The organism is Porphyromonas catoniae ATCC 51270, assembly GCF_000565015.1.
Taxonomy (GTDB): Bacteria; Bacteroidota; Bacteroidia; order Bacteroidales; family Porphyromonadaceae; genus Porphyromonas; species Porphyromonas catoniae.
In genome coordinates this window covers 64,989-76,836 of the sequence record NZ_JDFF01000011.1, presented here as the reverse complement: position 1 = coordinate 76,836, position 11,848 = coordinate 64,989, and the positions used below count along the sequence as shown (strand labels likewise).

Here is an 11,848-nt window from a genome sequence, read left to right as displayed (position 1 = left end):
ATATTCCAATGAAAATACAGATCATTCGCTCCGCTCTCGCCCTGCTCCTCATCGTTGCGGGTGTAGCTTGTAAGAAGGTGGCTGTAGGCTATCTGGATGCGGATCATGCCTCCTTCCCCAAGAAGGAAGTACAGGCGTATCGCAAGGTCGCTGATGATAGTCCACATAGTACGAAGCAGAAGTATCCTGCGCCATGGTCCTCAGGTCGTATCCAGGGGGTGTCGGGTACAAACCCTGTTAACTACCTGCTCTCCGATGTGAAGGCCTCTGATGGCGGTGATGCAGCACGCTTCAAGGAAGAGGAGAAGAAGGGTACAATCACCGTATCTGGGGGCACAATCAATGTCTTCCCGGCGGCTGTGAAGGTCCTCCCTAATGGCCGTTACACTGTGAGCCTCAAGGTGTATAATGAGGGGCATACGAAGATCCTCACGGATATCTGCACCTTCATTATCCAAGAGGAAGAGTAAGGTCTTGGTATCAAACATTAAGATAATAGACATGACTGCTATGACACAGCTCAAGCAATACCTCCTCGCTCTCATCCTACTGCTCGTGGCTCTACCTGCCCGGGCCCAAGAGGGCGAAGGCATACGCTTCTTTAAGGGAACCTTTGAGGAGGCTCTTAAGGAAGCCAAGAAGCAAGGTAAACCTCTCTTTGTGGACTTCTATGCCACGTGGTGTGGGCCATGTAAGAAGATGGAGAAGACCATCTTTACACAGCCTCAGGTGGGTAAGCTATTTAACGAGAAGTTCGTCTCGCTGCAGATGGATGCCGAAAAGCCTGAGAATGTAGAGACAGCGAAGAAGTACAAGGTAGATGCGTTCCCTACACTCGGCTTCATTGATACCGAGGGGAAGGCCATCGCAATTAACGTGGGCTTCATGAACGCTGATGAACTCATTGAAATGGCTCGTACCGCTGTGGGCGAACTCATCAGCTTTGAGGATCTCTACCAGCAGCACCGCAAGAGTCCCAATGACCTCACCATCCAGCAGGAGCTACTCACACAGGCTCCTCGCTTCCTCACTACACAAGATGGTATGGATGCCGAGAAGTGGGTGGTGCGTGTACGTAAACTCTATCGTAGCTACATCGCTGAGAAGATGAAGGATAACAGCCTCATCAATCGTAAGGACTATATGATTATAAGTAGCCTCGGTGGTGATGATGCTGATGAGACAGCTAAGATAGTAGAGTACATCAATGCTAACCTGGATGCTTGGATCGCAGCCGTAGGGGAGCCTGCTGCTTACTACGTCATCGAGAAGAATGATGACCGTATGGAGGAGCTGGTTAAGAAAGGTGATGCTCGGTATAAGGATTACCTAGAGAAGATCCGTACGGACTACAAGAAGGCCTACGACGTCATTAAGTTCAAGCAGGTGACGCCCTACCAGAAGTCAGTAGATTACTTCGGCGCACTCTATGCGATTTACAAGGATAAGGACGTGCCTCGCTATATGGATATGATGGGCAAATACCTCTCAGGGCTTGGAGAAGATGCCCTCCCTGGAGACTATGGTAAGGCTGCCCAATCCCTCTACTATGCAGCGGGTGGCAAGCTCAAGGAGGCTGACCACAAGCAGGCAATTGCTTGGTTAGAGAAGGCTATCCCAGCTGAGCCTGTACTGATGAATAAGATCAACTACCTTGTGATGGTTGGTGACTCCTACAAAGAGCTAAAGAACTACGCCGAGGCAAAGAAGTACTACAACCAAGCCTATGCGGAGTCTCTTCAGATGGCATCGATGGAGCAAGCTCAGCAGATGATTCAGGCCTCTGTTGTCTACAAGCTCTCCACCCTTGAGCTCCTCCAACAGTAGTTGCTCCCACGGCCTCTTCCTTCCCGTGTAAGGGAGGTTGGGCTACTTCAGATAAGAGCTATAATAGGCGATGTACCACATGGTGCATCGCCTATTACTTTTGTCTTTTAGCCATCAGGAAGGGGCATATGCTCAGCAAGATAAGGGTATATACACAAATTTAATGTACCTTTGCATCGCATTTCGTTGCTATCTAGAGACTTCCAGATGTCGGGTAGCACGTTTGCTCTGAGAACGAGAAGATTGGGTATTAAAACATTATTTTGTACAGAAACTAAATGAGTAACTACGTAGGGAATCTTATCCCCCACACTTTCTTTGTCACCAAGGGAAGTGGTGAGTCTGACCTAGAGCTACACGCTGGCTCTTATCATATGGCGCTCTATGACGCTGGTATATCAGACTTCAATATCATGGTCTACTCCTCGGTGCTACCTGCTACGGCACACCTTGCGACGATGGACGAGATAGATCTCCCTCCCTTTGGCTCAGAGCTTAAGACGATCATGTCCGTATCGCACGGACAGCAGGATGAGTTCGTCTCGGCTGGGATCGTCTATGCCTGGATGTACGCTGATGAGAACTTCGATGAGAAGGTTGGTGGGCTGGTCTGTGAGGTGAGTGGTCGCTACCGCATTGAGGAGCTTGAGGCACGTCTCATCCGTGTGATCAATGACCTCCATCAGAAGACTTACTCGCAGTACTTCCTCGGCGAACTGAACTTTGTGACCGAAGGGATTACAATCGAGAAGCGCTATGGTACGGCACTAGCAGGTCTCTGCTTTGTGGACTTCCAGCTCCCTGTTGTAGAGCCCATGGATCGCCATATCTAGCGACGAAATAGGGGCTGGCACTGAGCTTTGTCCCTCCTTCATGTAAAAGGTCGTGCGGTGAGACTACTCTCCGCACGACCTTTTTTCTTGGGGCATATATAGCAGTGGAGGCTACATCCCATCGGGGTGTAGCCTCCACACACTTAATCAGTGAGAATGGTGAAAATGTGAGTAGCGAGAGGGGGACTTGAACCCCCGACCTTCGGATTATGAATCCGACGCTCTAACCAGCTGAGCTATCTCGCCGCTTGCTTTTTCAGAAAGCTCTGCAAAGGTAGTATAAATATTTTGTCCATACAAGAGCCTTCCTCCCTTATCCAATGAGGTGCAATGTGACAGATCCAAAGCCCCTCGTTGCTTCCCTCCATACCTTCGGATTTAAGGAGTAGGGGCATGATGCTAGAGCCTAGGTAAGCGAAGAGGAATAGGTGTCTGGGCTACCATTTCCCACATTCATAAAACGTCCTATCTACGGATCTTCAGAGCAGGGGAGAACGGGTTACCATAACTCATCCCAATGAGTTACCATAACTCGTCTTGGAGACTTACCATAACTCGTTGTAGCGACTTACCGTAATTCTCGATGACGAGTTATGGTAACTCGTTGTTGCACCCTTGAGGGGTGCTTGTAAGTAGCTATTAATTAGCGTTTTGTTGAGGTGGTTAGCATGGCTTGTGTACCCTTTTGTGCCATGGGAGACAGCATGAGGTTACCTTCCTCGAAGGTGTATCTTGCTCCTTACTTTAGTTTCTTGGTATGTTGGGAGCTACGATGGCATGATACGATGGTTTACCGTATCTTTGCAGGTAAAGATAAACTGTAGGAGCTTATGAACTATCGCTTAGCAGAGCAAATTACCTTCCTTCTACTTCGGCATCACTACGTTGTCGTACCACAGCTTGGGGGCTTCATCCGTGAGGTACTCCCGGCTTCGTACAACGCCGATAAGGCGATTGCTTACCCACCATCGGCGGAGCTGCACTTCAACCAAGAGCTCACGCACAGCGATGGACTGCTGGAGGAACGCTATGCCCTGCTCCTCGGACTCTCCCTACGTCGAGCACGTTTGGTGCTGGAGGAAGAGGTGAAGCAGCTGCGTCATGCACTGATCCAGATGGGGACAATCGAACTACCAGGGATCGGTACTCTGCAGATGAGTGCTTCGGGTGTGGTGAGTTTTGTCCCACAGCCCTCTTCACCTGCGACCCTCGGAGCGAGCTATGGTTACACATCACTCACGCTACCACGTCTTGCCCAGCAGCAAATGATAGAGATGATAGAGACAGCCGAAGTAGCGCGTACTGCCCCTCGGGAGAAGGGAGACTACATCCTACTACGTTTCTCCAAGCGTGCCTTGGGCTATGCTGCTGCAGTAGCATTTGTGGCCCTCTCTCTCATCCCTTGGGGACGAGGGGCGGAGTCGGAGCGTAGCTATCAGGCAGGTTTCACTCCTACGAGCTATTCGGCAGAGCAACTCTTTGGTACGGCAACTCTCGAGGAGAAGAAGCCAGAGGTCGTAGACATACCACAAGAGCAAGGCTTGCAGTACTGCTCTGAGCAGGATAATCGCTACCACATCATCATTGCTACAGAGCCAACGAAAGAGCGACTAGAGAGCTACTACAAGCAGGCCGTCAGTGAACTGGGGACGAAGGATATACAGGCTTATTGCTCTCGTACGGGGAAAGTAATTCGCCTCAGTGTTGCCTCATTTGACAGCTCTGATGCAGCTTACACCTTCCTTAATTCGTTTGTTAAGGAGCACCCTTCTTATAGCACTGCTTGGGTATTTCGCAACAATTAAATCCCATCCCATACGACGAGACGCAGAGTGCGATCGTCACAAGTATTAAAGCCGAAGCTCTACGCCTCGGCTTTAGTGCTTGTGGGGTAGCTCGTGCGGCACCCGTAGCAGAGGATGCCCTTAGAGAGTATGATAGCTGGGTCGAGGCAGGCTTTCATGGGGATATGGAGTACTTGGCACGTAATCGAGCACTTCGTGCCAACCCCTGTGCCCTACTTCCTGGTACACGTAGCCTGATTGTAGTGGCAATGAACTACTATCCTCAGCAGAAGCAACATCCTGACGCCCCGCAGTTCGCTTACTATGCCTATGGAAGGGACTACCATAAGGTCGTCAAGAAGCGTCTGGATCAGCTACTGAAATATATGCAGATAGAGCTGGGGCTGGAGGTCGAGGGGAGGGCCTTCTCGGACTCTGCCCCGATCATGGAACGCTACTGGGCGGAGCGTGCAGGCTTGGGCTGGCGAGGTAAGAATGGTTTGCTAATCATCCCACGTGCAGGGAGCTATTTCTTCCTCGGCGAACTGCTGGTGGATATTGACCTACCGTGTGATGAACCCATGCGTAGTATGTGTGGGCGCTGTGAGCGTTGTCTGAAGGCTTGCCCCACAAGTGCCTTCCTCTCGCCTGGTCGTATAGATGCTCGGCGATGCATCAGTTACCTCACGATTGAGCAGAAAGGGGAGATACCCACCGAGCTAAGGGCAAGTATCGGTAAGCGTGTCTATGGCTGTGATGCCTGTCAGCAGTGCTGTCCGTGGAATAGATATGCACGTCCGACGACAGTCGAGGACTATAAGCCTCGGGAGAGGCTGCTGGCACTCTCGCCCGAGGAGCTGGAGGCAATGACCGAAGAGGAGTACCTTGCGCTCTTTGCTGGTACTGCTGTCAAGCGAGCAGGACTCGTGGGGCTACAGCGCACGATACGTAACCTAAGACCTAACTTCGATAGGGCTGAGCAAGATTGCGACAAGTAGCAAAGCCTTGCTGAGATTAGCCTCCAGACTCAGCAGGGTAGATTAGCCCATTGTTATCTGCATTCGTATGGCGTAGGTTGGACGCTGATGTTCGTTACTCGTGGTTGCGAATAATCGGGAAATGGAGTACCTTTGCACCACCTTTAAATGACGCAAGTCTTGGTTCGCCTAGATGGTGGAATGGTAGACACGAGGGACTTAAAATCCCTTGGCCAATTTGGCTGTGTGGGTTCGAGTCCCACTCTAGGTACGTAAGAAAAAGACAAATGTCCTTACAGCGAATAGTAAAAGGCTCTCAGATAGAGAGCCTTTTGTGCTTCTAGATAATCGCTTCCTTATGCCTGAGAGCTAAGGCAGACTCTAAACAGCGGACGATTTGTCCTATCTCAGGGTATGTCTGATTGTCCCCTTTGGTTAGGACTTTGCGGAGGAATTAGGGAGTGAGACGGGGACTACCTTGACTTTCTTCTGATCGATGTAGCAGAGGAAGCCTCGCACGTCATTGTAGCCCATACGCTGAACGAGCTGCATGTATTCCCGTACTTGCGACGTATAGTGTTTGTCATAGTGGCCAAACTTATAATCAATGATCTCGACATGAGCATCGTCGTAGAAGACAATACGGTCAGGACGTTTACTTCCCTTTAGTCCTCCACCTAGGATAGGAGTTTCGTTGCGCACCTGTCCTGTACCATCGAACCAGTGCTTGCACTCTGGTGTGGAGATGATCTCCTGCAGTATTTTGGAAAGCTGTGCTACTTCTTCGGGTAAGATATTCCCCTCAGACACGGCATGCTCTAGTGCAGTATCGATATCATCCCCCGTCTTAATCTCAGAGAGGATGAGATGCATGGTGTGTCCATATGCTCGTTGCTTCTCTTCGGTGAAGTACTCCAGACCTTTGCGCAGCACCGATATACGACGGATGATGGGGTAAGACGTGATGGAGCTAATCCGAAGTGTGTCCTCGCCTGGAGTTGCCTTTGTGGCGGTCGTCCTTTGTGGAAATGCAGAGGTGGTAGGAGTATCCTCTTGGAGGTTAGCGATTCCATCTATCAATAGCTCTCGCAGTGGAGTATCGTCGAGCTTACGCGCAAAGAGCCTATTGATCGTACCTAGTGATGTGGATGAACTATTCTTGTTTGATGAGGTGTCTGATTCTTTCTTTACCCAGATATGTAGCTCCTCTTTAGCACGTGTGGTCGCAACGTATAGTAGGTTCAGTGCATCAAACGTGCTGTGCATTTGCTCCTCATAATATTCACCAGCGAAGTATGTGTGTTGTAGGTAGGCGCTATAGCGGATGGGTACACTTGGGATACTTTTGGCATAGCGAGTTGGTAGGTCTTTGCCCTCAATTGAGCACCAGAGGATCTTATCTTTCCCTGCATTCTCATCTAGTTTCCAATTGAGGTCTGGTAATAGGACGACGGGGAAGCCTAGCCCCTTAGACTTATGTATTGTCATCAGGGTGAGGGCTCGCTCATTTGTTGGGGTGACGATGGTCTGTGATGCCCCTTTCTCATCCCAGTAATCTAGGAAAGTTGAGATGTCAGCTGTTTGCTCTGCCTCCCAAGAGTAAAGCATGTCAAGGAGGCAGACGATATAGGCATCTTCACCCTCAGGTAACACAGGATGGAAGAGATGAATGATGGCTTCTGCTGCCTCATATAGACCTCTTCGTCCAATGGTCTGTAACTCGAGGAGTATATTCTCGGGTAGGGGAGTAGGGGTAGCCTGTTTGCCTCCGGACATCAAGAGCTGCCCATATGCCTCCTCAAGGATTGCTAGCTGCAGGTCACTTTCACCCTTCCCTATATAGGCTAGAGCAGCGATGATGAAGCGAACATATGGGGAGTTTGATACAGAGAGGGCATCTTGCGAAATGAAGTCCAGTGAGTACTCACCCAGCTCTTCGCGAGGGAAGCTCTGTAGGGCTTCGGCGACAGCTGCTGCATTCTTTCGTTCCCTTACGAGGATGGCAATCTCATTGGGTCGGTAGCCCCTTCGCTGTAAATCAATGATGGTGTGTGGCAGTTGGCTTAGGGCATCGTCTTCGCTTCTTGCCTCTTCTTGTCCTTCTTCATCCCCCTTCTTGTTTGTCTTTTTCCCCGTGTAGGTGTAGAGGGCAACTAAGCCCTTGGCTTCGGCCTTCTGCTTGGGGACTGTTTGCTCTATATCGGTATAGGTGGAGAGGAGTGTTTGTAGGGATTGTTCAAGAGCCTCTCGATTGGGATCTGCTTCGTTGGAGTAACTAGCCTTAATCTGATCCTTGAATATGCTCTTGATCTGCTCTAAAAGAAGAGGATAGAGCTTGTTATTAAATTCAATGATTTCTGGGGTGCTTCGCCAGTTTTCTTTTAAGCTTTGATGTTTGATTTCCTTAGGGAAGTCTCTAGCAAGTGTAGTAGTGAGGAGTGAACTATCGGAGCTACGGAAGCGATAGATACTCTGCTTAGAATCACCAACGATGAGGCAGTCCGATCCCTCAGCCATGGCATTCTGTAGGAGTGGTCGGAAGTTCCCATACTGCATGGTGCTGGTGTCCTGAAACTCATCGATCATGTGGTGATGGATCCTTGTCCCAATCTTCTCGTAGAGGAAGGGGGCATCGGTCTGTACATCCTTCAGGAGAGATGCTATGAGTGAAGGAGCATCTGCTAGGAGCATTGTCCCCTCTGTTTGCTTGAGCTCCTGGAGCTTGGTGTCAATATCGATGAGTAGCCCATACAGGCCAAGGTAATTATAGATTGTGACAGCTGTCATGTACTTCTTCCCTTCATCGCTGTGGCATAGCTCTCTGAATTTTTCGATTAAAGAAATGATGTCAGGGAGTTTCGGAGCTACTATTGCTTCATGCTCCTTTCGCTTCTCTTTGCTGAAGAGGACGGATATAGGGTCTTCACTTGTTGCTAGCTTAGGAAGTGCAGATTGATCACAGTAGAATCCTTTTGATGGATTCTCAAGTATATCACCTCCAGCCTTAATACATTCGATAATGCCTGATATGGGGTTATTTCCCCGTTTATACTCGCTTTGAGGAAGTTTAAGTTCGTCGAAGATGGCTTTAATCTCATGGCAGAGCTCAAGCGTTTTCTTCCGTAGCTCATCGATGATGGTTTTGAGTTCCTCCTGGAGCTCCTTGATGTCTTCTTTCTTCGGGAACGAGTGGTTTTGACGTAAGAGCTTCACAGCCTCTACCTCCAGCTGTAGGGCAAAGTTGCTCATCGACTGCTCGATGCGGTAGCCTCGCCCTGACTCCATTGATTCTTCGGCAAGTGATGTAATCCAACTCTGTACACTGCTGTTGCTTGCCTTACTTGTGTCTTGGTCTGCGAGGACCTCAACTACAGCCTCGTGGATGATTGACTTGGCGTCTAGCTCAAGGCGCATATTCCCAGAGTATCCTAGCTCATGAGCGAAGGAGCGGATGATCTCTTGGAAGAAGGAGTCAATCGTTCGTACTCGAAAGTCTGTGTAATTGAGCAGTAGGGCTCGCAGTGTTTTTGTGGCACGCTCTTTTAGCTTTGTCTCTGTGACAGAAAGAGCACTTGTTAGTTCTTTGAAGAAAGGAGAAGCTTTAGGCTCTACCGAGAGGCGATGAAGCTCCTCGATGATACGCTCCTTCATCTCGGCAGTAGCCTTGTTGGTGAAGGTCACCGCTTGTATGCCTTGGAAGGCTTTTTCGTTATCGCTGGCTAGTGCAAGTCGTAGATACTCACGTGTCAATGTGTGGGTCTTGCCCGATCCAGCAGAGGCTGTGTAGACGTTTAGTGCCATCTCTTGGAGCTAAATCACCTTCTGTCTTCGTCTCACTTCGTTAGTATTCCTCGCTGCTCGTAGTGTCGATTTTCTCATCGTCTCTACTGCGGTTATGGTAGTGGCGACGTAGTGGGTTACGTGTCGCTTCATCATAGCGTCTGCGTGCTCTGTAGATATCTAGAGCGTAGTAAATGGCTTCTCGCATGGATGTAGGGTCAGCTATGCCCTTGCCCGCGATGTCGTAGCCCGTGCCGTGGTCAGGCGATGTACGCACGAACTGTAGTCCGAGCGTGACATTTACCCCTTGGCTCATGTAGAGAGCCTTGAATGGTGCCAAGCCTTGGTCGTGGTACATCGCCAGTATACCATCAAATGAATCTACACGCCCGCTTCCCCAGAAGCCATCTCCTGGATAAGGGCCAAAGGTGATGATCCCTGAGGCAAAGGCTTCGTCAATGGCTGGGCGGATAACCATCATCTCTTCTTGGCCCATTAGGCCTTTGTCCCCAGCATGTGGGTTGAGAGCTAGTACAGCGATGCGAGGCTTCGTAATCCCAAAGTCTTGCTGCAATCCGGCCTCTAGTAGTCGAAGCTTGGTTAGGATTAGCTCCTTGCTTAGGGCAGAAGATACCTGCTTGACGGGGATATGTGTTGTGGCAAGTGCTATACGGCAGTCTCCTGAGGCGAGTACCATGAGTGACTCACCTGCATTCTTAGCTCCTACAGCTTGTAGGTACTCGGTATGCCCCTTGAATGGGAATACGTCCTGAGGCATCACTGCCTTGTTGATTGGAGCTGTGACCAGCACGTCGCATAGCCCCGAACGTATATCAGCCACTGCACGCTCTAGGGCTATGAATGCACTTTGTCCTGCTTCTGCGGTCTCTTCCCCTATCTTCACCGTCTCATGCCCACTGGTACAGTCTAGTATATTCAGTACGCCCTCTCGGGCTTCCTCAGGCGAAGAAATCTTGTGCCAAGAGACCTGCTCAAGAGTGAGCTGTGTACGCCAGAAAGAGGCTACACGTGTTGAGCCATAGAGTATAGGTGTGCATAGCTCGCATAGGCGGTCATCCTCGAAGATCTTGAGTATGACCTCATAGCCGATCCCATTGATGTCGCCGTGTGTGATGGCTACTTTTATCCGTTTTCCTTCCATGGGAATTGCTTAGAAGCCCTTGGTGTACTTAGTAGAGAGGATGACCTGTGGGTCAAAATCCTTAGTCGCTGAGGGACGGAAGGTGTAGAGAGCAGCCTCCATCATACGGATGAGGTGTAGCTTGTCTTCGTTAGGGCGATAGACGAAGCCCTCGAATACGTACACCTTCTTTGCCACTTCGTCCACTATTGCCTGGCAGACGAATGGCCCGCCCATCATAGCTCCTCCGACCATCTTCCATAGTCCGCGTACCTCGGCACGAGGACGCTCCTGCCCGAGTTGTACCTTGCGGTAGAGCAGCCCATAGTTTTGCTCTGTGCAGGGGTATGAGCCTTCAAATTCACCTGAGATATTTGCCTTTAGGACGGAGTCTCTCTTAGAGACAATAGCATCAAGGCTGATGTCCTTGTCTGAGGTATAGGGATAGGTGTAGACGAGTATGTCATGTCGGGAGCGCATCGAGGAGTTGGACATCCACAAAAAATCCTTCCCTACCTTGCTCGCACGTATATCCTCAGGCACGTTTACTCGATGAGCAAAGAGGCTATCCACCTTCCTTTGCGCCACTTGGCTGTATTGCTTTGCCAGTAGGTCTGCGAAGAGGTATAGCTCATGGCGTACGAAGAGGTTCATGATCGCCTCTCCATCCCGTTGTGTGTAGCTGATGACAGAGTCAGGTGAAGGCGAGGTAATCCGTAGGACGATTTGCCCCTTTGCCCAGTCATCGTAGCTGTATTTCAGGGAGGTCTTTGTGTAGCGATCCTTGTCTACATCTATGATGAGCACGTTGCGTACGAGCTGCATGAAGCCCGAGAAGGATTGGGTCGGTACACGTGAGATACGCAGTGAAGGTTCGCTCTGTGGTAGAGCAGGAGCATCATCCTCGAGGAGGTCATAGAGAGCGAGACCCATTGGAGCCTCGAAGTATTCTTTGTCCATGACGAGCATAAGTTCGCCAGGCTTACCTGTAGCGTTCTGCTGGAGTACGGATCCACCAGACTTAGATTTACAGCTAGAGAGAGTGGCTACTGCAAGGCAGAGGGTCATTGCAAAAGCCCGCATGTGCTGGTTCATATTGGGAAGGATAATTAATGGAGTTTGAATACCATGACTAACTAGTTGCTTTGAACAAAGATAGCGAAACCGACTCAATGCAGTGCTGTATCTCTCCTTGCCACTACGCTCCTTAGCCCTTGTCCTTGGCTGTGAGGTCGGGTTCATTCTTCGCTTAGATGTCCGAACACCGCCTAGTTGTTCGATTTCTTTTCGTCGTTAAATGGTCTCGAGGGGAGTCTGACGGGAGCCATCCACAAAACGCCCTGTATACAGCTATTTGTAAGGGTGGTTAATGAGTTACCATAAGTCGCTATGACGACTTATGGTAACTCGCTGCGGAGAGTTGTGGTAACTCGTTTCAGCGAGTTATAGTAAGTCGTTGCGAAGAGTTATGGTAACTCGTGAAGTCCAATTTTTATTATTTTGTAT

At 49.9% G+C, this 11,848-nt stretch carries 8 protein-coding genes and 2 tRNA genes; 6 read left to right on the top strand and 4 right to left on the bottom strand.

From position 1 onward, the window contains the following. Window positions 1-8 precede the first annotated feature (8 nt). The 3 genes from HMPREF0636_RS02955 (at window position 9) to HMPREF0636_RS02945 (ending at window position 2,660) form a co-directional block, all read left to right on the top strand. Window positions 9-470, top strand: a complete 462-nt coding sequence (locus HMPREF0636_RS02955) for a hypothetical protein (protein ID WP_044168393.1) — start codon at window positions 9-11, stop codon at window positions 468-470. A gap of 40 nt (window positions 471-510) precedes the next feature. Then, window positions 511-1,827 carry a thioredoxin fold domain-containing protein gene (locus tag HMPREF0636_RS02950; RefSeq protein WP_044168392.1) on the top strand — a complete coding sequence of 439 codons (1,317 nt, stop codon included), beginning with the start codon at window positions 511-513 and terminating at the stop codon, window positions 1,825-1,827. Window positions 1,828-2,105: 278 nt separating this feature from the next. Then, window positions 2,106-2,660 carry a pyruvoyl-dependent arginine decarboxylase gene (locus HMPREF0636_RS02945; protein WP_005467706.1) on the top strand — a complete coding sequence of 185 codons (555 nt, stop codon included), beginning with the start codon at window positions 2,106-2,108 and terminating at the stop codon, window positions 2,658-2,660. Between the two features lie 172 nt (window positions 2,661-2,832). On the opposite strand, the gene HMPREF0636_RS02940 is transcribed toward HMPREF0636_RS02945, so the two are convergent. Beyond that, window positions 2,833-2,906 (bottom strand) — tRNA-Met (locus HMPREF0636_RS02940). 584 nt (window positions 2,907-3,490) lie between these two features. On the opposite strand from HMPREF0636_RS02940, the gene HMPREF0636_RS02935 reads away from it, so the two are divergent. From HMPREF0636_RS02935 to HMPREF0636_RS02925, 3 genes are all read left to right on the top strand, one after another. Beyond that, window positions 3,491-4,465 carry an HU domain-containing protein gene (locus HMPREF0636_RS02935; protein WP_044168391.1) on the top strand — a complete coding sequence of 325 codons (975 nt, stop codon included), beginning with the start codon at window positions 3,491-3,493 and terminating at the stop codon, window positions 4,463-4,465. After that, window positions 4,444-5,442, top strand: coding sequence for a tRNA epoxyqueuosine(34) reductase QueG (queG, locus tag HMPREF0636_RS02930; protein ID WP_155807277.1), 999 nt, complete (start codon window positions 4,444-4,446; stop codon window positions 5,440-5,442). Before HMPREF0636_RS02935 ends, queG begins: the two co-directional genes overlap by 22 nt. A 166-nt stretch (window positions 5,443-5,608) precedes the next feature. Next, a tRNA-Leu gene (locus HMPREF0636_RS02925) sits at window positions 5,609-5,692 on the top strand. A gap of 164 nt (window positions 5,693-5,856) precedes the next feature. Here the strand turns inward: HMPREF0636_RS02925 and HMPREF0636_RS02920 are convergent. Genes HMPREF0636_RS02920 through HMPREF0636_RS02910 form a run of 3 tightly spaced genes read right to left on the bottom strand, consistent with a single transcriptional unit; the run spans window position 5,857 to window position 11,437 of the window. Beyond that, window positions 5,857-9,222 (bottom strand): UvrD-helicase domain-containing protein, encoded by a 3,366-nt coding sequence (locus HMPREF0636_RS02920; protein WP_044168390.1) that lies wholly within the window; start codon window positions 9,220-9,222, stop codon window positions 5,857-5,859. A gap of 40 nt (window positions 9,223-9,262) precedes the next feature. After that, a complete protein-coding gene (pdxA, locus tag HMPREF0636_RS02915) occupies window positions 9,263-10,363 on the bottom strand; it encodes a 4-hydroxythreonine-4-phosphate dehydrogenase PdxA (protein ID WP_044168389.1) in 1,101 nt (366 codons plus the stop codon). Between the two features lie 9 nt (window positions 10,364-10,372). Further along, window positions 10,373-11,437 (bottom strand): DUF4837 family protein, encoded by a 1,065-nt coding sequence (locus HMPREF0636_RS02910; protein WP_044168388.1) that lies wholly within the window; start codon window positions 11,435-11,437, stop codon window positions 10,373-10,375. Window positions 11,438-11,848: the final 411 nt, after the last annotated feature.